Below are 20525 nucleotides of genomic sequence, written 5' to 3' on the forward strand. Positions count from 1 at the left end.
CCTGGGCTCATACGTGCTGGGGCAGCAGGGCGATCACCACGGACAGCGAGGCAATGCCCGCGACCGTCGAGAGCATCAGAGTCGATCCGGCAACGCGCGATTGCAGTCCGAAGGACGCGCTGAACACCAGTCCGAAGAAGCCGCAGGGAATGGCGGTGAGCAGCACGGCCTCGGTGGTGCTGAGCCTGTCCAGGTCGAGGAGCAGGCACAGCCCCCAGACGAACAGCGGCATGAGCCCGTTCTTCACCACGATGCCGTATGCCACGTTCGGTCCGAACGACACCTTCTGCGCGGACAGCAGCAGCCCGGTGAGGAACAGCGCCGCACCCGCACCGGCCTGACCGAGGGGGGTCAGTGTCTTCTCGACCAGGTCGGGCATGTGCACGCCACAGAGCACCAGCACGATGGCGAGCATCGGGGCCCAGAAAATGGGCCGACGCGCCGACTTGCCCAATGCGCCGCCGAACCGGGAGAGGGTCGACCCCGGCGCATTCGGGCCCAGCTTGGAGTCCTCCAGCAGGGCCAGACTGAACGGCACAATGGTCATGGACCCTACCGCGAGGCCGATGGCGACGGCGATCGCCCCACGGGCGCCGACCACGGCGGCGGACAACGGCAGGCCGATGGAAGCGTAGTTCGGGTACGCGATGGTGACGGCCTGCACCGCGGCCTCCGCCTTCTGCAGCCCGAACGTTCTTTGCTGCAGCACCAGAGTCACGGCATACACGACAGCCAGGGCGATGACAGTCACCACGATGTACCCGGCGTGCGCGGTGATGTCGGACCGGTCCGTGGAGGAGATCGACACGAACAGCGACACCGGGATGGCGAAATCCATGACCAGCTTGTTGATCGAGGAAACGTCCCGGTTGTCGACGTATCCGCGCAGGCCGGCGCCGAACCCGAGGGCGAGGGCGAAGAAGACGGGGAGCAGGGCCGTCGCAATCTCGTGCACCATGCAAAAACTATAGACTTCTGCAGTAATCGCCACGGAGAATGACTTTCTCCTATATTTCCGTTCATACGCGGTGCAGGCTGCCCGTACGTACTCGCCCGGTGGCCGAACTGCCCGGCAGAGCGCCCGACCGGTCGCGGCCGCGACACCCATGGACGAACCGGCCGGCATGGATGCCAGGTTCGGCCGTTGGGACCGGGGCGGTCCGAATGGGGCGTCAGCTGCGGTGTGGGGCGCGCAGGGTGGCGAAGAGTTGGAGCCAGGGCTCTCTCCCGGGCCGGTCTCCAGGAATGTGCAGCGTCAGCTCCGTGCCCCTCGGGCGGTGGGGCCGGACCGGTGCCGAGCCGGGTGCGGATCGTGGCGAAGCCGGCCCCGAAATGGTGGACGGCGGCCGACGAGCCGAGGTGCGCATGAGGTCGTGAGTGAACGCGGCCAGGGCCGGGCAGGCGGTTTTGGCCTGAAAGTCTCCGGACATAGGGGCGCACGCCGGGGCCCGCCGGGCCGAGGCGCGGGCGATCTCCCGCCAGAGGTTCCGCGGGCCGCGACGGCCGGGGCGGCGCTCCGACCGTACACACGGGCCGCTCCGGCACCACACACGTCCGTCGACGATACGACGCCGCCGAGCCTCCCGTGCGTTCAACTCCTTGCACATCCAGGGCAATTACGGGGTCTCTTCGCTTCATATCTTGACGTGCCTGGTTCAGACCTTTAGGTTCACCGATCACCACCGTTCCATGAATGCACTCGACGTTCACATGTCTGGACGGGCCACGCACCTTCCGTCCCGATGCCTGCACCTGCGCGCCACGCTCCCACCCCCACCGTCGGCCACGCACGAAAGGCTGTGATCCCCCCGATGGCCGGACATCTCCTCCCGCGCTCCAGGGCGCTGCGCGCCGCCCTCACGACACCGGTACTCGCACGCCGCTCCGGAGTCATCGGCTGACGGACACGTCCGCCGCTCCCACCCCCCACCCCGACCCGCACAGGAGATCCCAACGTGCCCGGATCGAAGAGAGAAACCGGCCGTCGCCGGATACCGAAGCTGCTCACCCTGATCGCCCTCGTGGCCACGACCGGAACCGGTGTCGCGGCCGCCTCGCAGGACACGGCGACCGCGCAGGCCGCCGCGCTGCCGACCAGTTGGGCCACCGTGGTCAACGTGGGCAGCGGCAAGTGCGTCGACGCGCGCGCCGCGGGAACGGCGAACGGCACCGCCGTCCAGCAGTACGCCTGCAACGGCAGCCAGGCCCAGCAGTGGCAGTTCGCCGCCACCTCCGGCGGATTCACCCAGGTCGGCAATCGCACCGACGCCACCAAGGTCTGGGACGTCACCGACGTCTCGACGGCGGACAGCGCGCTCGTACAGCTGTGGACGTACGGCGGCGGAAACAACCAGCAGTGGCAGGCCGTGGCGGAGTCCAGCGACACGTACCACTTCGTGAACCGCAACAGCGGCAAGTGCCTCGATGTGCCGAGCGCATCGACCGCGGACAGCGTCCAGCTCCAGCAGTACACCTGCAACGGCAGCGCGGCCCAGTCCTTCCACGTCAACCCCGCGGACCCCCAACAGCCGCCCGGGACACCGGACCTCGGCCCGAATGTCACCGTCTTCGACCCGTCCACCCCCGCTGCCACCATCCAGAACAGCCTGAACGCGGCCTTCGCCCAACAGGAGACCAACCAGTTCGGCACCGCCCGCAAGGCCTTCCTCTTCAAGCCGGGCACCTACGACGCCGATGCCAACGTCGGCTTCTACACGCAGATCGCGGGGCTCGGCCTCTCCCCCGACGACGTCACCATCCGCGGTGCGGTACACGCCGAGGCGGACTGGTTCCAGGGCAACGCCACCCAGAACTTCTGGCGGTCGGCGGAGAACCTGTCGGTGACCCCGACCTCCGGCACGGACCGCTGGGCGGTGTCGCAGGCCGCCCCGTACCGCCGGATGCATCTGCGCGGCAACCTCCGGCTGGACGACGGCGGTTGGTCCAGCGGCGGCTACATGGCCGACACGAAGATCGACGGTCAGGTCAACTCGGGTTCGCAGCAGCAGTGGCTGTCGCGCAACACCGAGTGGTCGAACTGGACGGGCTCCAACTGGAACATGGTCTACGTCGGCGCCAGGAACGCTCCCGCGAACAGCTTTCCCAGCCCGCCGTACACCACGGTCGACCAGACCCCCGTGTCGCGTGAGAAGCCCTTCCTGTACGTCGACCCGTCGGGCGCCTACAAGGTGTTCGTGCCCGGCGTACGCACCAACTCATCCGGCACCTCTTGGAGTTCGGGCACGCCCGCAGGTACGTCCCTGCCCCTCTCCGACTTCTTCATCGTCAAGCCCGGCGCGACGGCCGCGCAGATGAACGACGCACTCGCCCAGGGCAAGAACCTGCTGGTGACGCCGGGTGTCTACCACCTCGACCAGACACTCAAGGTGACCAGGGCCGGCACCGTGGTCCTGGGCCTCGGCCTGGCCACGCTCATACCCGACAACGGGATCACCGCCATGACGGTCGCCGACGTGAACGGTGTCCAGCTGGCCGGGTTGCTGATCGACGCCGGCACCACGAACTCGTCCCAGCTCCTGGAGATGGGGCCGAGCGGATCGTCGGCCGACCACAGCGCCGACCCCAGCTCGCTGCACGACGTGTTCTTCCGCATCGGCGGCGCGGGCGTCGGCAAGGCCACCACCAGCCTGACCATCAACAGCGACGACGTCATCGGCGACCACCTGTGGCTGTGGCGCGCCGACCACGGCAACGGCGTGGGCTGGACCAGCAACACCGCCGCCACGGGGCTCGTCGTCAACGGCGACGACGTCACGATGTACGGCTTGTTCGTCGAGCACTACCAGAAGCACCAGACCGTCTGGAACGGCAACGGCGGCCGCACGTACTTCTACCAGAACGAGATGCCGTACGACCCGCCCAACCAGGCCTCCTGGATGAATGGTTCGACGCAGGGCTACGCCGCCTACAAGGTCGCGGACTCCGTGACGAGTCATCAGGTGTTCGGATTCGGCAGCTACTGCTACTTCAACGTCAATCCCAGTGTCACCGCCGAGCACGCCATCGAGGCGCCCAACAACGCGAATGTGCGTTTCAGGGACATGGTGACGGTCTCGCTGGGCGGCACCGGGACGATCCGGCACGTCGTCAACGACCGGGGTGGCCCGTCCAACTCCACCACCAACGTCGCCAACCTCGTCAGCTACCCCTGATGCTCAAGGAAGGATCGTCGATGGACATCAGAACGGACATCAGGAGATCCGGTCCGGCGCGTGCGACCCTGTGGGTCCTCGTCCTGCTGGCGACGCTGCTCGGCCTGGCGACACCGCCCGACGCCCGGGCCGACACCGCGGCAACACCGTTCAAGGTGCTCGCCCTCTACAACGGCACCTGGGACGCCGCGCACATCAGCTTCGTCCACGAGGCCAACGAGTGGTTTCCCGAGCAGGCCGCGCAGAACGGCTTCACGTACACGGCCAGCAACAACTGGGATCTCCTCAGCAACGGTGGGGTGAACGCCTATCAAGTCGTCCTTTTCCTCGACGACTTGCCGCAGACCGCCGCTCAGCGGTCCGGATTCGAGCAGTACATGCGCGGTGGCGGCGCCTGGATGGGCTTCCACGTGTCCGCCTTCACGACGGACGCGCAGTCCTGGCCCTGGTACCACAACCAGTTCCTGGGCAGCGGCAACTTCAAGTCCAACACCTGGGGTCCGACCACGGCCGTCCTGAAGGTCGAGGACCGCACCCACCCGTCCACCACGGGCCTGCCCACGACCTTCACCTCGTCGGTCAGCGAGTGGTACAGCTGGTCCAACGACCTGCGGCAGAATCCGGACATCAAGATTCTCGCCTCGATAGACCCCAGCAGCTTCCCGCTGGGAACAGACCCCAACCAGACCTGGTACAGCGGCTATTACCCGATCCTGTGGACCAACACGAAGTACAGGATGCTGTACGCGAACTTCGGTCACAACGCGATGGACTACGCATCCGACACCACGCTGTCGTCGACGTTCGCCAGTGAGACACAGAACCGGTTCCTGCTCGACGGGCTGAAGTGGCTGGGCGGCGCCGGAGGCACCGTGCCACCGGCGGACCAGATCTCCGAGACCGCCTGGTACTCACTGAAGAACACCGCCAACGGCACCTGTGTGGACGCCCGTTCCGCCGCCACGGCGAACGGGACGGCGATCCAGCAGTACTCCTGCAACGGGACCCTGGCGCAGCAGTTCCAGTTCCGCTCGACGGACAGCGGATACACCCGGATCACCATTCGCGGGAACCCGCAACAGGTCATCGATGTGACCGACCGCTCGACCGCCGGGAACGCGCCACTCCAGCTGTGGAGTTACGGGGGCGGGCAGAACCAGCAGTGGCAGCCCGTGAAGGAGAGCAGCGGGCGGTACCACTTCACCGCCCGTCACAGCGGCCAGTGCCTGAGTTCCGCGAGCTCCTCGACGAACGGTGTCCAGCTCACCCAGCGACCGTGCGACGGCTCCTCCGCACAGAGCTTCACGCTCACAGCACAGCCCTGACCGTTCCACCTGACGGTGCCCCTCGCCGCTGATCCACGGCGGGGGGCACCGGACCACTCTCATGACGGCACGCACAGCGGACAGGACGTCGAACCGGTCCGGCCGCCTGTAGGTGCCGACGCCCTCTCGGGTGTCAGTGCGTCGGGATCGGACCGACGACGCAGGCGGGAGGTGTCCGCCGCTGCGGCTACTGGTCGCGGAGCGCCTGCTCGACGGCGTCCCGTATCCGGGCGTCCTCACGCGCCTTGCGCCGTACGCGGTTTCGACGCCGGAGAACGAGTGCCCCGGCGACTGCCGCGATAACCACGACGACCAGCAGCAACAGCGTCCACGGGACGGCCCAGCCGTGGACCGTGGCCTGGACCGGCTTGAGCGAACTGGTGGAGCCCGACGCGTCGGTGAGCAGCGGTGTCAGGGTCGCGGTCGCGGCCAGGCCGACTCCGGGCACCACGCCGTGTACGCGCGCCTTCACCTTCCAGCTCTCTCCGGGGAGCAGCTCCGGCGGCGAGGTCATGTCGCCCGCTGCGGACCGCAACCACCCGAAGGGGCCGGAAACCGATACCCCCTGCTTGGCCGACAGGATGGCGTTGCCGGTGTTGTGGATCGTGTAGGTGACGGTGGCGTCACCGTTGGCGAAGGGGTTGAGCGAGCCGTCGTAACCCACGTGGAGGTCCTCGATCGCGAGCTTCGGCTTGAGCTCGCCGCTGACCCGCAGTTTGACCCGGATGCCGAGGCGCCGGTCCACGTTGATGCCTTCGGCCTCGTCGGACTGCCGCAGGGAAGTGAGGATTCCGCCCACGTAGTCGCCGGGCGTGGCGTTGTCCGGAACGGCGACCGTGAAGGGGATCTTGGCGGACTTGCCAGGCTTGATCACGACACTGTCGCGGTCGGCGTGGACCCACGCTCCGATACCGACGGACTTCTTGTCCTTGGTGAGCAGATCGAGCTGGCCCGTACCGGCCGTGAAACCGTCGGCGGCGTAGACAGCGAGTTCGAGCGGGGACTTGCCGTGGTTGGCGACGACCATGGCGTCCTCGGCGTTGCCGCCGGGGTTGACGCCGTAGCTGAAGCTCGAGCGGTCGTCGCCGTACCCGTTCGCGGCCGTTCTGACCGTCCAGGTGACATCGCCGTCGTCCGCCAGCGCGGGATCGACCCGCAGGCCGACGATCGCGAGGACCATGAGCAGGACCGGGGTGGCGTTACGAACGAGCGCGCTGACGGTGGTCTTCCGGCGCGGGACGGGCGGGTGCATTTCGGGGTTCTCCTGGAACTTCAGGCGGGACGGGGCACCGGAAGGTGCCCCGCCCCGCCATGTTGGGACGGATCGATCAGCTGCTCAGTGCGGTGATCGTCAGAGTGGCGCGGTAGCCACCCTTGGTGACGCTGTCCGGAATCTTCAGACCCAGGTCGGCGCCGAGCTTGGCCCCACCACGGGCGTGGCCCTGGTCGGCGTGAGCGAGGCCGCGCGAGACGGACAGGCCCTTACCGTTGTCGTCGTAGCCGGAGGCCACCGATTCGCCGCTGGTTGCGCCGGCGCCCTGGTCGAGGACGTACGGGCTCCAGCCGAGGTACGAGCCGGAGAACGTCTTGTCACCGTCCTTGAAGTCGCCCACGTCGGCCGAGATCGACCACGGCGCGAGCGAACGGCGGCTGTCCGACACGGTGATCGGGTTGATCTTGCCGGAGGCCTCGAAGTGGTCACCGTTGCGCTCCTGCGCGGTGCCGAGGTCCACCAGGCCGTTGTAGCCGTCGATCGTCCAACCGAACTCGCCCGGGGCCGGGTTCGGCACGTTGACCTGGAGGTCCTGGCCGGTGCCGTGGTTCGGGTGCACCTGGAACTTGTCGACGGTCGAGCCGACAGGCTGTCCGGTGGCGGTGTTGGTGCACGACATGCCCTGCTCGACCTCGGAGTTCGGGGCCGCGCAGGTGCCGCTGCGAATGTCCTCGACGACGAGCTTGTCGTTGCGCACCTCGACCTTGACGTAGGTGCGGACGTGCTCCTGGTTCTGGACCGAGTTGTACCAGTAGTTGTTCGGGTTCTGCGGGTCGGCACCGTTGCCGGCACCGCTGGTGCCGCTGCTGTCCGGCTTCGTGATGTCGTAGTACTTCGACCCCGAAGCGGAGTTCGCGGTCACGTAGATGACGCCACCGGGACCGGGGTACAGGTCGGCGGCGCCGGGCTTCTCGTCCGGGTTCGCCTTCTGGCCGTTCTTGATCTCGTAGCTGCGCGAGTAGCTGTGGTCGTGGCCCTGGAGGACCAGGTCGACACCGAGCTTGGAGAACGCATCCGAGAAGTCGACGCGGCGGACCTTGTTGTCGCCGTCCTTGGCGTGGGAGGCCGGCGAGTAGATCGCGTGGTGGTACGTGAGCACCTTCCACTTGGCCTCGGCGCCGTGCTGGTTGATGACGTCGGTCACGTACTTGATGTGCGCCGCGTCACCGCCGCCGCCCTGGGAGGTGGCATAGCTGTTGCTGTTGAGGTTGATGAACAGCACATCCTTGTAGATGTACCAGTAGTCACCGCCGGACGTGTTGGACGTCGGGTTGCCGTTCGAGTACAGCGGGGCCGAACGGTCCGTGTTCGGGGTGGTGAAGTGCTGCTCGTACGCCTTGCCGCCGACGTCGTGGTTTCCGATGGTGGGAGCCCACGGGTACTGGCGCAGCTTGTCGGGGGCCAGGAAGGAGTTCCACTGGGACTCGGTGTTGGCGGTCTCGACCTGGTCACCGCCCGACAGCAGCAGTTCGGCGTCGGGGTTGGCCGCGAGCGAGACGTCCACGGTGTCCTTCCAACCGGCCTGGTCCTGCGCCAGGTTGCCGGACGAGCCGATCTGCGGGTCGCCGAAGAACAGGAAGTCGTAGTCGCCCTCGAAGTCCTGCGTCTTGAAGGAGTACGTCGAGGACCAGTTGCCCTCGGTGCCGACGCGGTAGGAGTACGCCGTGTGTTCCTTCAGGCCCGTGATCGTCGCGTGGCGGTTGAAGCCTCCACTGGTCGCGATGTTGACCGCGCCCGTGGCGTCGAAGTTGGCGGCGTCGGCCGGGAACTCGCCGTTGACGACCGCCGAGGTCGGGGCGACCTGGAGCTTCTGCGCGGTGTCGGCCGAGGAGTACCACGTCACGGTGCGCTGGGTCTCGTTGGCGCCCACGCCGAGGATGATCCCGGTGATCGCGGCCGGGTCCGCCGCGGCGGCGGGAGACGCCGTGCCGCTTCCGAGGGCTACGGCCAAGCCCAGGAATGCCGCTGTGGCCCCAGTGGCTGCGCGGCGCCGTACAGACCCGGGAGCCTGTCTCTTGGTGCTCGATTTCATTGGTTTTCTGTTCCTCTAACGCACATATGTGCACGGAATGGAGACACTTACGATTCCTTCACATGGTTAACCCGCGGCCAATGCCATCTCGGACTTGTCTGAACATCTCGCGGGACCTGAATCGGCCTCAGATCCCGAACGTCCGTTGCACGAACCACACCAGCCCCATGGCTGCCACGGAGGCGGAGATCACGCCGGTCACCCAGAGGCCGGCCGTCGGCGCCCGGTGGCGCAGGACGATCAGCAGCGGGAAAAGGGCGGCGATGATGGTCAACTGCACGGTCTCGATGCCGACGTTGAACACCAGCAAGGACCACAGCAGGGTCCATGACCACGCCTCGTCGATCCCCAGCGCGCCCGCGAAACCCAGGCCGTGCACGAGGCCGAAGCAGAACACGACCCCGAGGCGGGTCCAGCCCGCGCGGTCCAGGCTGAAGTGGCCGCGTCCCGCTGTCTCGAGGTCGGCCGCGTGGCTGCGGCGCCGCCAGAGCCGCCACAGGTGCCAGCCGGCGACCACGGCGATCGACAGCGCGATGACGGGCTCCACGATGTCGGCGGGTGCGTCGACCAGACCGAGCGCGGCGAGCATGAAGGTCACCGAGTGCGCCAAGGTGAAACTCGTTGCCACGAGCACGATCTCGCGCAGACGCCGTGACCCGGCGATGAGTGCCAGCAGGAACAGGATGTGGTCGACCCCGGTCAGCAGGTGCTCGCCGCCCAGGCGAAAGAACTCCCAGAACCGCTCGTACCAGGCCTGACCGATCGAGAAGGACGGGTGAGCGGCGTCGAGTGCGGCACTGCCGGACCGGCCGTCGAGCTCGTACGTGACGATCGTCTTGGTGCCCTTGACGTACGTCTCGGCGTCGGGGAACAACCCGCTGCGCACCTGCAGATCGTCGCCCCGCTCGGAACACGCCCAGTCGAGCAGCAGACCGGCGTACGGCACGCCCTCCTGCCGGCCGATCGTGAAGTCGCCGACCCGTCTCGGCGTGCATTTCGTGCCGTCCGAGGTCACCGAGAAGCGCTCGGTCACATATCTGGCGGCCGACTCCGCATGGGCGTTGAGCGCCGCGGACTGTTCTTCGGGGCCACCGGTTTCGAACGCGGCGTTTCCCGTCTCGAAGAGAGGGTCGTCGTCCTCGTAGTCGGCGGCGGATACGACGAAGAGGTCGTACTCGAGCCTCAGTTTCGTCCGTATATGGCCCTCGTGCCCCTCGGCGACGTCGACGTACGCGGTCGACGTGAACCCGTGGGCGGACGCCGGCTGTCCGGCGGCGAGGAAAGCGATCACGGCCGCGGTGATCCCGACGATGGTGCGGCGGACCCGTTGTGACATGTTGCTCCTTCAGGTTGCCAGTGCACGGTGCGCGTCACGGGTGAACACGGCCCGGGCGGCCGGCGAACTGTGGAACAACAAACGCGATGGCGACACCTGAGGAGGAAGAAGACACCGACCGGGATAGCAGGATGTAGGCGCACCATCCGCCACCCCTCAAAGGACGATCGCCTTGTACTCCCTGCTTCGGGCCGCTGCCGCGCTGGCCGCGGCCGCCGCGCTGGTCACCGGATGCAGTTCCGGCGACGACTGGTCACGGCCGCACCCCGAGCCCACTGCCGTGGGCAAGCTCGGTCCGGGGTTCGTCGACCCCTCCTCCCCACCCGCCCCGGAGGGGACCGCCACACCGCGGCCCGGCTCCTGGACCAAGGTCCACCCGCCGAAGGACTACCGTGTGGTCCTGCTGACCTCGGGTGACGAGCGCCCGACGAAGAAGCTCGTGACCGCGGTCCAGGACTGGGCCGGGGACGAGCACGTCGACCTCAGAACGATGACCGCCGATGGTCCGTCCGACCTCGTACCCAGCATCACCAGGGCCCTTGAGATGGGCCCGGACCTCATCGTCAGCGCAGGCAACGACCTCGTCGACCCCCTCGCGGTGGTCACCCCGAACCACCTGTCCCAGCAGTTCCTCGTCGTGGGCGCGGAGCTTGCCGAGCCCACCCACAACGTCACGGCGGTCGACTGGTCCGGTGCGTCGTTCCGTGGCGAGGGGCTCGGCATGTCCTCGACGTACGACCCCGGCTCGTTCTCCACCGAGCGCTGCGCGGCCGCCATCAGGGCAGGCGTCGCATCCGTGCTCAACGACCTGACCGGGATCGTGATCTGGCTCGACAACCCCTCCGCCCCACGCTGAGAGCCTCGGACTGCTGCGAAAGCGCCGGTCGAACCCGCTCCCGCTCCTTGGCTGTGGACGTACGAGCTCAGCACTGGTGGGTCAGGAGAGAGCCGCGCCGCGGTCGGGAAGCAGTGCGAGCTCACTGTTTCGGCCGGCCCGTCGTTCCGCAGTGCCCGGCGGGTTCCTCGGCTTGTCACCCTTGTCGAACGACAGCAGGAAAAGCCAGACGAGGGCGAGGAGCCGACGGCAGTCCGCCAGTCGAACGGATTCAGTTGCTGTCAGCTCGAATTGCTCCAGAAAGGTCTCGACGTCGAGCGGCACCCAGCTGGCCACGTGTTCGGTGATCTACGCCACCTCAAAGGCCCGATCGCTGACGCCCGAGTCCTCGAAATCGTCGATGCGCACCTCGAAGGGTTGTGCCACGCATGTAGGTGACGAGCCAGCGGCGTTCCGTTCGTCGTGGCTGCGGTGCCCGGTACCGTTGAGGGCTGTGTGGGCCGCGCCTGTCGCAGCTCACCCACACCACGGACGCTCAGCTCAGCGCACGCGTCCGCGCGGCTTCAGCGCCACCGGCGGCAGTTCGGGGGCGGCCAGCCGGTCGCCGTCATAGCCCTTCACCTCGCCGAAGCGGGAGCTCTCCATCCAGCCCCTCCGGGCCTCCTCGATTTCCTCATGGGAACGCCCGATGAAGTTCCACCACATGACGATCTCTTCCTCGAACGGCTCGCCACCCAGGAGCATGAGGCCGGCGTCGGAGGAGGCGCGGAGGGGGAGTTCGCTGCGGCCGCAGCCGAGGTAGAGCATCGATCCGGGCTCCAGCGGCACACCGTCGACCTCGGCCTCGCCGGACATCGACAGCACTGCGTACTCGAAGTCGGGCTCGAGCGGCAGTCGCGCCTCGGCGCCGCTCGCCAGGGCGACGTCTGCGCCGACGATCGGGGTGTAGGCCGTGCCCGGTGACACGGCGCCGTCGAGTTCGCCGAGGATCACCGTGGCGGTGAGGCCGGGGGCGGTGACGGTGGGCAACTCGGTGTGGTGCTGGAAGTGCGGCTCGACCTGCCGGTGCGCGTCGGGCAGGGCCACCCAGAGCTGGGCGCCGTGCAGAAGACGGGCGTGCGACTTCGGGCTCTCCTCGGAGTGGCTGATCGCCCGGCCGGAGGTCATCAGCCCCAGTTCGCGCGGGCGGACCGTCTGCAGACTGCCCAGGCTGTCGCGGTGCAGCACCTCGCCCTCATGGAGCCAACTGACCGTCTGCAGACCCATGTGGGGGTGCGGCGGGACCTGCATCCCGGGCTCGTCGGCGATGTCGTCGGGGCCGTAGTGATCCACGAAGGCCCAGGCGCCGACCATCCGCCGGCCGAGATTGGGCAGCAGCCGGCGGACCTCGGTGGACTCGCCGAGCTGGACGTGGCGCGGGGCGAGAAGTTCGCGTACCGGCTCGGCGACGACGAAACCCCGCCCTCCGCAGACGGAGAGTGCGGCCTGGCGATCGAGATTGCTCATGGCGCTCAACCTATTCCCGTGCGGGCGTGGGCGGTCGATACCCACGCCAAGATTTTAGTGGAATGTTCAACCATTATGCTCTGTTGTCACCGGTGAACGAACGGCTGGGCGCACGAGTGGACGCCCGACCGGCAGGATCCGGGAAAGCCGCGACGGAGGAGGACAAGTGAACGACAGCTACTTCGAGTTCGGTACGCCGGCCGACCGCTGGGACCGCGCCCGGATGTTCTTCGAGGCGAAGGAGTATCTCACCGCGGCCCGGATCCTGGGCGGGCTGGTCGAGGAGGCGCCGGAGCAGGTCGCCCCGCGGCTGCTGCTGGCCCGCGCCTATTACCACTCGGCCCGGCTCGGCAAGGCCGAGACGGAGCTGCGGGCCGTGCTGGAGCGCGACCCCGTGGAGCACTACGCACGGCTGATGCTCGGTCGCACGCTGGAGCGGCAGGGACGGCAGGCCGAGGCGACGCCGCATCTGCGGATGGCGGCGGCGATGTCCGGGGACTTCGAGGACGACGCGGACGTCTGAGGTGGCGCGCCGTCGGGCGCGCTGCGGGCCTGTTCAAAAGGGAGCCGACCGCGCGCCGTCGGGGGCCCGGCGCAGCCGGTCGGCTACCGGCCATCGGCATCATGCCTCAGGGTTCGGTGCCTCAGCCGGAGCGATCGGTTTCCGCGTCGTCCGCGGTCCGGCTTCCCGCAGCATTCGATACGCGGCCCAGCCATTCGGCCATCAGGGCCGATTCGGCCTTGCTGAGTCCGGCGCCAGGAGAACCGTGCAGCAGCGCCCGCAGCCGGTTGGCCGCGGAGGGGATCTGCGCCTCTCCCACGTCGTCCGGCTCGCTGCCGCTCGCTTCCGGTACGAACACGGCCGCGTGCACCGCGTCGCGCACCCGTACGGACGTGCCGTCGTCGGTGAAGGTCGCCGGGCGGGCGACCAGCATCAGCGCGACGCCGACATTGGCAGACATGATCATCTGGGCGGCCGGCTCGGGCGCGATCCGCAGCTTGCCCTGTGCTGCGGCCCGCTCCAGGTCCCTGGTGAGGATCCGATGCGATTCGAGCGCCGCGGCCGGCGGGGTGCGCATGGCGGGGGAATTCATCAGTCGGTACAGGTTCCGATTGCGCAGGGCGAACTCGACATGGCTGTCCCAGCCGTCGCGCAGGTCCTGGACGGGGTCCGCGGTGTCGCCGTGCTCCCGCTTCGTCGCCAGGTAGGCATCGAAGCCGTGATCGACGACGGCCGACAGCAGTCCTTCCTTGTCGCCGAAGTGCCGGTAGAGGGCCGGGGCTCCCACCTGTGCGGCCTCGCACACGGCCCGGGTGGAGATGCCACCGTCCGGCGATTTCGCGACCAGGTCGGCCGCCACTTCCAGGATGCGTGCCCGAGTACTCATCGAACGGACGCTATCAAGGGAGAGCGCGCGGAGGTCAGCGCGCTGCATGGGGAACCAGCAGGTCGCCGAGGCCGATGCGGGTGAGGAACTCGGAGCGGATCCGGTCGGCAACGGCGCTGACCGTTTCGCTGCCGTCGTCGACGGGGTCGATGTGGACCCTGAAGGGGCGTTTGCCGTGTTCCGTCCCGACCACCCGGACGATGGCGTCGGCGACCTGGGAGACATCGGCGTCGGCGGGTGCGAGGGCGGCCAGACGCTGGGAGACCTGGTCCATCATCCCCGCGTAGCGCTCTTCGTACGCCGGGACGACGGTCAGGTCGGCGGGATGGCCGCCGGTGACGAAGTGGTCGGTGCCGGACGTGAAGGAGCCGGGGACGACGATGGTGGTCTCGATGTTGAATCGGGCCAGCTCGGCGGCGTACGAGACGGCGAGCGCGTCCATGGCGGACTTGGCCGCGAAGTACGGGGCGAGATAGGGCGGGGTGCCTCCCCTGGTGGACGTGGACCCCACCCATACGACCAGTCCGTGCTCCTGGGCGCGCAGGTGCGGGAGGGCGGCCCGGTTGACGCGTTGGGTGCCGAGCACATTGGTGTCGTAGACCGCCGCGAGCTCCTCGGGCGTGAACGCTTCGGTGGGGCCGGTGACCATGTGTCCGGCGTTGTGGATGATCACGTCCAGGCGGCCGACGTCGGCGAGGACGGCGGCGACGGCGGCGTCCGCCGACTCCTGGGACAGCACGTCGAGTTCGACGGTACGCAGGTCCACCTGGTGCTCGGCGGCGTAAGCCGCCGCCTCGGCCACCCGTGCGGCGTTGCGTGTCCTGGTGTCGCGCATGGCTGCGTAGACGGTGTGGCCCTCGCGAGCCAGGGCCCGGGCGGCCAGGGCGCCGAAGCCGGACCCCGCGCCGGTGATGACGATGGTCTTGCTCATGACTCGGTCCTCTCGGTCGGTGGAGTAGAGGAAGAAGAGAAGGAAGGGGTGACGCGGTCCTGGGAGCGGCCTGCTGCTGCAGCGAGCGGAGTCACACGATGCCGCCGTTGGCGCGCACGACCTGGCCGTTGACCCAGCGGGCGGGACCGGCGAGGAAGGCGACGACCTCCGCGATGTCCTGCGGAGTCCCGAGGCGCTCCAGCGGCGCCTGGCCGGCGAGCTTCCCGATGGTCGCCTCGTCCTTGCCGTCCAGGAAGAGAGCGGTGGCGGTCGGCCCGGGGGCCACGGCGTTGACCGTGATGTCCCTGCCGCGCAGTTCGCGGGCCAGGATCAGGGTCATGGCCTCGACCGCGCCCTTGGTGGCGGCGTAGGCGGTGTAGCCGGGAAGGGCCAGCGCCAGGACGGAGCTGGAGAAGTTGATGATCGCTCCGCCGCCGCGCAGGCGGCGGGCCGCCTGCTGGTCGACGACGAAGGTGCCGCGGATGTTGGTCCGGTGCATCCGGTCCAGGGCGTCCAGATCCATGTCGACGAGTGGTGCGAGCGTCATGGCGCCCGCGGCGTGGACGACGACGTCGACTCCGCCGAAGATCTCCTCTGCCGCATCGAAGAGCGCAGCCACCGCGACCTCGTCGGCGACGTCCGCCCGGTGGGCGATCGCCTCGCCACCTGCGGCGGCAATCGCCGCGACGGCGACCTCGGCCTCGGTCCGGTTGCCCGCGTAGTTGATGACGACGGCGAATCCGTCGGCAGCCAGGCGCTCGGCGCTCTCCCGGCCGATTCCCCTGGATCCTCCGGTGACGACCGCGACCCGGCGTGCAGTGGTGGTGGTCTGCTCAGTCAAGGCGTTGCTCCCGCTTCGAAGGGTGCGGTGGTGTCCGCTTCCCGATGGAAAGAACGCTAACACCAATCGAGTAGCGTCGCTACCCTCTCTTCGTAGCAACGTTACGTACATCGCTACCTACTCCTCGGTCGGTCAAAATTCCGATGCGTCGAGGCTTGCCGCCGTGATATTCCGGCGAGTCATGGGACCTCTTGTGACAACGCGACTCGTGCTCCACCCACTCACCCCCGCCGAGGCGGAGTACGTAGTGGAAGGCCGTCCCGGGCCGGACGCCCTCTGGGCACCCGACTATCCCAACGACGGCGACCGGGCGGGCGCGCGGCACTTCCTGGAGCACTGCGCGGATACCGGCGATCCCCGGCCGTTCGGAGCGTACGAGATCCGCCTCCGCGAAGACGGGCACGCCATCGGCGGAGTCGGTTTCCATGGAGTCCCGGACGACCGGGGGCAGGTCACGATCGGCTACGGCCTGATACCGGCGATGCGCGGCAAGGGGTACGCCTCGGAGGCTCTGCGCGCGCTGCTGGAGTTCGCCCGTGCCTCGGGTGTCGCGTCGGTCAAGGGCGACGCCGACCTCGACAACGCCGCGTCCCAGCACGTCATGGCAGCAGCCGGCATGCGCCTCGTCGGGGAGGACGACCTGCTGAGGCACTACCGGATCGACTGGCCGGCCGGATCGGCGGCCGAACGCGGGGGCGGAGCGAGTGCGACGGACGAAGCCGCCGGGTCCTCATCTTCTCCCCAGGTCTCCGCTCCACGTCCGTCGTGACGCCCGACACCCGGGCGGTCGGACCCCTACCACGACCGACCCCGCCAGGCGGCTCCTGGCGGGGTCGGTCGTAGTGGCGTTCTCGGCCGGTCAGCCGGCGGCGGTGGCCGTGCGGGATGCCGTGCCGCCCCCTGTCGGGACCGGCTCCGGTCCCGACACCAGCAGCCGTTCGGTCAGATAGCCGAAGAACAGACCGAAAGTGGTCCAGAGCGTGGCCTGAACGGCGAGGGTGGCGAGGCGGAACTCCCACAGCAGGCCGGCCGGGAAGTCCTTTCCGACCTCGTTGAACGAGGGCAGGAAGGCGTACGCGAGCCCGATGACGAGGACGTAGCCGGCGGATGCGGCGATCGACGCGTTCCAGTTGCCCAGGCGTGGAGCCAGCCGCTTGCCGAGGATGACGGCCGCAACGGCGAGCAGCACACTGAGAGCGACCATGAGGAAGAACATGGCGGTGCGTTGGCCGATCGTGTCGGGGTTGCCGACGGCCGGCGGGTTGGCCGGGTACTTGAGGAACGGCACGACATACACGGTCAGCAGGGCGCCGAACGCGATCAGTGCGGCCGTGGCCCGCGGGCCGAACCTGCCGATGCGGCCGAGGGCGTAGCAGAAGACGAGCGCGGCGATACCGCCGACGGCCACGCCGAAGACGAGGACACCGGTGGCGAGGCCGGCCGTGGACTGCATGGCACGGCTGACGAGTTCCTCGCCGCCGCCGTGGTCGTGGCTGTGCGCCTCTTCGAGAGCGATCGCCGCGTCGACCCGCGACTCTCCGAGGAAGTAGGCGACGGCAAGTGCGAGCGCACCCGCGACGAGGCCGGCCAGCATGCCGCGGACCAGCAGGGCTCTGACGGATATGGAGTTCATGAGGGGTTCCCCTGGCTTGCGCGGTATGTCAGTGGCAGGGGAAACCGAGCAGGTGGCGACCGTCGTGGACCCACTCGTGGACACCCTCGCCGGAGATGACCGCGGTGGCGCCCTGCTCGGCGCCGACGAAGTACAGCAGGACGAGCATGAGAATGCCGAAGAAGACCGCCCACGGGGCAATCGCCTTCAGCGAGATGGGGGTGATGGCGGGTGATGCGACGGCGGCGGGGGCAGCAGTCTGTGCCATGGCAGAACCTCCTGGGGGAACACGCGTCCCGATCGTGGTGCCTGAGACGACGGTGCCGGGTCTGACTTCCCGTACGGATACGGGTTCACAGTGGCGCGACCGTGCCGGATTCTCACCGGACTTCCATCACACCGTCGTCATGTTCGTCGCGACCATACCGCCTGGGTGCACCCCGCCGCCATGGCACCATCTGCCCACCCCACGGCCCTGGATGCCATGGTGTGCTTACCGAAGGGGCCACAGTTCAGGGAGTTGACGCGGGTGTTCACGGTACGGGTGATGTTGATCTCACCGGCGCTCAACGCGGCGCTGCGCGAGGCCCGCTTCGACGGCGACGCCCCGCTCGACGCGTCCGGCGTCCGGCGGGCGCGTGCGGCCGCGGCCGCGGTGCCTGCCGCTGACCGCCGGGTGCACGGTTCGGACGAGCGGTGCACCGGGACCGCCAAGGCGTTGGGGCTGCGGTCCGAGCCCGAACCCGCCCTTCGCGGCTGGGACTTGGGACGCTGGCGCGGACAACGGCTGGCGCAGGTGAGCCAGGACGAGCCGGAGGCGGTGTCGGCCTGGCTGTCCGACCCTTCGGCTGCCCCGCACGACGGTGAGTCGTTGCTCGATCTGCATGCGCGGGTGGGCGGTTGGCTGGATTCGCTGCACGGGGAGGGCGCCGAGGACGGCGGCGTGCTCGCCGTGGTCGAACCCGCGGCTGTGCGGGCCGCGATCGTGCATGCGCTGGGTCTTCCGCCGCAGGCGTTCTGGCGGTTGGACGTCGCTCCGCTGACGCTGACCGAGCTCAGCGGTCGGTCCGGGCGCTGGAACCTGCGTTGCGGGCGGTCCCTGAGCATCGGAACCGACGAGCCCACCACGGCGCACGGACGGTAACCCGGGGAGCCGTATCCGTGATGGATCGCGGAATCATGAACGCCCCCTCGACCATGGGTCACGACGGATTCCGGCCTCCCCTGCCCCGACCCGGAGGGCGGCACCCGAGGCCGGACCCGCAACGACTTGCTCCCCTCATCCCCTCCGCACAGCAATGCTGACAAATCGTACGTAAAATGGCCAAGGCGATCGAGCCCACCTCCTCTTCGGAAGGGCGACCGACCATGACCGATCAAACGCAGCTGAGCCGGCCCGAGACCACCCGCCCATCCGGGTCCACGCACGGCGCGGGACCGCAGAGCGAAAACCGCCGGGAAAACCGCCGAACGGAACCCGGGGCACGAGGGCGTACCACGATCGCCGACGGCGTGGTGGCGAAGATCGCCGGGCTGGCGGCCCGGAGCGTCCCCGGAGTCCAGGCCATGGGCGGGGGATTCACCCGCGGTATGGGGACGGTGCGGGAGCGAGTGCCCGGAGCGGGAGGTCGGTCCGTCACCGGCGGCGTCAAGGTCGAGGTCGGTGAGGTCCAGACCGCCGTCGACCTGTCGATCATCGTCGAATACGGCTTCCCGATCGTCGAGCTCGCAAGCGACGTCCGGACCGAAGTGATCGCCGCCATCGAGCGGATGACCGGTCTGGAGGTCGTGGAGGTCAACATCACGGTGACCGACGTGAAGCTGCCCGACGAGGAGGAAGAGGAAGAGCAGGTGCCGGAGAGGCGAGTCGTGTAGTGGCTCGCCGGACCGGGTCGCGCCTGGTCGAAGGGGGGTGACCGTCGGCCGTGTCGTCGGCCTGAAACCTCGGTTGTCTCCCGGGACCGTCGGATGTCCGCCCGGCACCCGGCCACTGAGGCAGCCGCGTATGACGGGGATGTGGCTGACCTCGATCGGAGGACCAGATGTCCACAGGAATCATTGTTGCCATCGTCGTCGTGGTGGTGGTCCTTGTCGCCCTCGCGGTGATGGTCCGGCTCGCCGTTCGGCGGCGTCATCTGCGAGAGCGCTTCGGACCCGAGTACGAGCGCGCTGTCGAATCCGGTGACAGCCGCACGGCGGCCGAGCGTGATCTGCGCGAACGCGAGCAACGGCACGACGACCTCGACCTGAAGCCGCTGCCCACGACTGCCCGTCAGCAGTACGCGCAGGAGTGGAACAGCGTGCAGGAGCACTTCGTGGACCGTCCGCAGGAGGCGGTCGGTGAGGCGGACCAGCTGGTGACCCGGCTGATGAAGGAACGTGGCTACCCGACCCAGGACTATGAGCAGCAGGTGAAAGACCTGTCGGTCGAACACGGGCGCACGCTGGAGCATTACCGCGCCGCCCACGAAGTCAATGCGCGAGCCGGGGGCCGGCAGACGACCACCGAGGAACTGCGGGGAGCGATGGTGCACTACCGCGCACTCTTCGACGACCTGCTCACCGACGGCGACAGGCCGGGGCAGCAACACGCTTGACCCGGCGCCCGCGCAAACCTGCGGGCGACCGAACGAGATCCCGTCGAAACCCATTCGGACGAGGTGAACAAGCATGCAGCGCGAACACATTGGAGCAGGCGAGCACAGCAGCGCGAGCGACGCGGGACTCAGCACCGAGGATCTCGCCCGGCCTCGGGACGACCGGGACGCAGATCGTGGAACACCGCCGGCAGCGGCGGACGCTCCCGCGCCCACTGTGGACGCCGCTGCGGGTTCCCCGTCCACGGAGCAGCCCGTGGCGGGCACACCGCACGCTTCGGCGCCGGATCAGGGCCAGGAGAACGAGCCGCTGCTCGGTCCCGAGGAGGCCGAGGCCTTCAAGTCCAAATGGCAGGCCGTCCAGACAGCCTTCGTCGACGATCCGCAGGACGCCGTCCGTACGGCCGACGCCTTGGTCGCCGAGGTCATGCAGACACTGGCCCGGTCGTTCGCAGCCCGCAAGGAAGGGCTCGAAAGTCAGTGGGGCCGAGGCGAGGAGGTCCTCACCGAGGATCTGCGCATAGCGCTTCAGCGCTACCGCTCGTTCTTCAACCGCCTGCTCAGCGCCTGATCGCGGAGAGGCGATCGGGAGGCGTGATCGGTTGCGGCACGGCGCGAGCCCGCCGCCACTGCATCCGCGCTTCGGGACGCGGGTGCAGCGCGCGGTGCGCGGGGGT

General features: G+C 68.6%; 20 protein-coding genes and 1 riboswitch. Of the genes, 9 read left to right on the plus strand and 11 right to left on the minus strand.

From position 1 onward, the window contains the following. Positions 1–7: 7 nt before the first annotated feature. Positions 8–991: an AEC family transporter gene (locus tag OG963_RS08155; RefSeq protein WP_362272367.1), complete on the minus strand. Its 984-nt coding sequence runs from the start codon at positions 989–991 to the stop codon at positions 8–10. A gap of 1030 nt (positions 992–2021) precedes the next feature. Between OG963_RS08155 and OG963_RS08160 the strand changes: the two genes are divergently transcribed. Together OG963_RS08160 and OG963_RS08165 are read left to right on the plus strand one after the other, a co-directional pair. Beyond that, positions 2022–4172: an RICIN domain-containing protein gene (locus OG963_RS08160; RefSeq protein ID WP_362272515.1), complete on the plus strand. Its 2151-nt coding sequence runs from the start codon at positions 2022–2024 to the stop codon at positions 4170–4172. A gap of 20 nt (positions 4173–4192) precedes the next feature. After that, positions 4193–5497 (plus strand): ThuA domain-containing protein, encoded by a 1305-nt coding sequence (locus OG963_RS08165; RefSeq protein ID WP_319328660.1) that lies wholly within the window; start codon positions 4193–4195, stop codon positions 5495–5497. 187 nt (positions 5498–5684) lie between these two features. Here the strand turns inward: OG963_RS08165 and OG963_RS08170 are convergent, their stop codons facing one another. The 3 genes from OG963_RS08170 to OG963_RS08180 all read right to left on the minus strand — a co-directional run bounded on the left by OG963_RS08170 (position 5685) and on the right by OG963_RS08180 (position 10138). Further along, complete coding sequence (locus OG963_RS08170) at positions 5685–6749, minus strand: WxL protein peptidoglycan domain-containing protein (RefSeq protein ID WP_371798705.1); 1065 nt, start codon at positions 6747–6749, stop codon at positions 5685–5687. A 76-nt stretch (positions 6750–6825) separates the two neighbouring features. After that, positions 6826–8802, minus strand: a complete 1977-nt coding sequence (locus OG963_RS08175) for a metallophosphoesterase family protein (protein WP_030934034.1) — start codon at positions 8800–8802, stop codon at positions 6826–6828. 127 nt (positions 8803–8929) lie between these two features. Beyond that, complete coding sequence (locus OG963_RS08180; RefSeq protein ID WP_093770126.1) at positions 8930–10138, minus strand: HupE/UreJ family protein; 1209 nt, start codon at positions 10136–10138, stop codon at positions 8930–8932. A 172-nt stretch (positions 10139–10310) separates the two neighbouring features. Here OG963_RS08180 and OG963_RS08185 point away from each other — a divergent pair, with 172 nt between their 5' ends. Next, entirely contained in the window at positions 10311–10994 is a 684-nt protein-coding gene (locus OG963_RS08185; protein ID WP_093770125.1) for a hypothetical protein, read from the plus strand. An 81-nt stretch (positions 10995–11075) separates the two neighbouring features. On the opposite strand, the gene OG963_RS08190 is transcribed toward OG963_RS08185, so the two are convergent. Together OG963_RS08190 and OG963_RS08195 are read right to left on the minus strand one after the other, a co-directional pair. Continuing rightward, positions 11076–11309, minus strand: a complete 234-nt coding sequence (locus OG963_RS08190) for a hypothetical protein (RefSeq protein WP_371798706.1) — start codon at positions 11307–11309, stop codon at positions 11076–11078. Between the two features lie 204 nt (positions 11310–11513). Continuing rightward, on the minus strand, positions 11514–12479 hold the full coding sequence (locus OG963_RS08195) for a pirin family protein (protein WP_093770122.1): 966 nt from the start codon (positions 12477–12479) through the stop codon (positions 11514–11516). Between the two features lie 166 nt (positions 12480–12645). On the opposite strand from OG963_RS08195, the gene OG963_RS08200 reads away from it, so the two are divergent. Further along, positions 12646–13002 (plus strand): tetratricopeptide repeat protein, encoded by a 357-nt coding sequence (locus tag OG963_RS08200; RefSeq protein ID WP_093770121.1) that lies wholly within the window; start codon positions 12646–12648, stop codon positions 13000–13002. Between the two features lie 121 nt (positions 13003–13123). Here the strand turns inward: OG963_RS08200 and OG963_RS08205 are convergent, their stop codons facing one another. The 3 genes from OG963_RS08205 to OG963_RS08215 form a co-directional block, all read right to left on the minus strand. Next, positions 13124–13867 (minus strand): TetR/AcrR family transcriptional regulator, encoded by a 744-nt coding sequence (locus OG963_RS08205; RefSeq protein WP_371798707.1) that lies wholly within the window; start codon positions 13865–13867, stop codon positions 13124–13126. A gap of 34 nt (positions 13868–13901) precedes the next feature. Beyond that, positions 13902–14798, minus strand: a complete 897-nt coding sequence (locus OG963_RS08210; RefSeq protein ID WP_093770119.1) for an SDR family NAD(P)-dependent oxidoreductase — start codon at positions 14796–14798, stop codon at positions 13902–13904. 91 nt (positions 14799–14889) lie between these two features. Further along, complete coding sequence (locus OG963_RS08215; protein WP_319328648.1) at positions 14890–15639, minus strand: SDR family oxidoreductase; 750 nt, start codon at positions 15637–15639, stop codon at positions 14890–14892. 208 nt (positions 15640–15847) lie between these two features. On the opposite strand from OG963_RS08215, the gene OG963_RS08220 reads away from it, so the two are divergent. Beyond that, positions 15848–16408, plus strand: a complete 561-nt coding sequence (locus OG963_RS08220) for a GNAT family N-acetyltransferase (RefSeq protein ID WP_371127895.1) — start codon at positions 15848–15850, stop codon at positions 16406–16408. Between the two features lie 90 nt (positions 16409–16498). On the opposite strand, the gene OG963_RS08225 is transcribed toward OG963_RS08220, so the two are convergent. Both OG963_RS08225 and OG963_RS08230 read right to left on the minus strand, forming a co-directional pair. Beyond that, the gene (locus OG963_RS08225) at positions 16499–17272 is read right to left on the minus strand and encodes a CbtA family protein (RefSeq protein WP_093770116.1); all 774 of its coding nucleotides are present in this window, start codon (positions 17270–17272) and stop codon (positions 16499–16501) included. Between the two features lie 28 nt (positions 17273–17300). After that, entirely contained in the window at positions 17301–17519 is a 219-nt protein-coding gene (locus OG963_RS08230; RefSeq protein WP_030980799.1) for a CbtB domain-containing protein, read from the minus strand. Between the two features lie 3 nt (positions 17520–17522). Further along, positions 17523–17671: riboswitch (adenosylcobalamin (AdoCbl) riboswitch) on the minus strand. Between the two features lie 127 nt (positions 17672–17798). On the opposite strand from OG963_RS08230, the gene OG963_RS08235 reads away from it, so the two are divergent. The 4 genes from OG963_RS08235 (at position 17799) to OG963_RS08250 (ending at position 20419) form a co-directional block, all read left to right on the plus strand. Then, positions 17799–18395 (plus strand): histidine phosphatase family protein, encoded by a 597-nt coding sequence (locus OG963_RS08235; RefSeq protein WP_093772051.1) that lies wholly within the window; start codon positions 17799–17801, stop codon positions 18393–18395. A gap of 224 nt (positions 18396–18619) precedes the next feature. Continuing rightward, positions 18620–19126: an Asp23/Gls24 family envelope stress response protein gene (locus OG963_RS08240; protein ID WP_093772049.1), complete on the plus strand. Its 507-nt coding sequence runs from the start codon at positions 18620–18622 to the stop codon at positions 19124–19126. Between the two features lie 167 nt (positions 19127–19293). Next, complete coding sequence (locus OG963_RS08245; RefSeq protein WP_093770115.1) at positions 19294–19848, plus strand: hypothetical protein; 555 nt, start codon at positions 19294–19296, stop codon at positions 19846–19848. A gap of 73 nt (positions 19849–19921) precedes the next feature. Further along, a complete protein-coding gene (locus tag OG963_RS08250; RefSeq protein ID WP_371798708.1) occupies positions 19922–20419 on the plus strand; it encodes a hypothetical protein in 498 nt (165 codons plus the stop codon). Positions 20420–20525 lie beyond the last annotated feature (106 nt).

It is taken from the genome of Streptomyces sp. NBC_01707 (assembly GCF_041438805.1).
GTDB lineage: Bacteria > Actinomycetota > Actinomycetes > Streptomycetales > Streptomycetaceae > Streptomyces.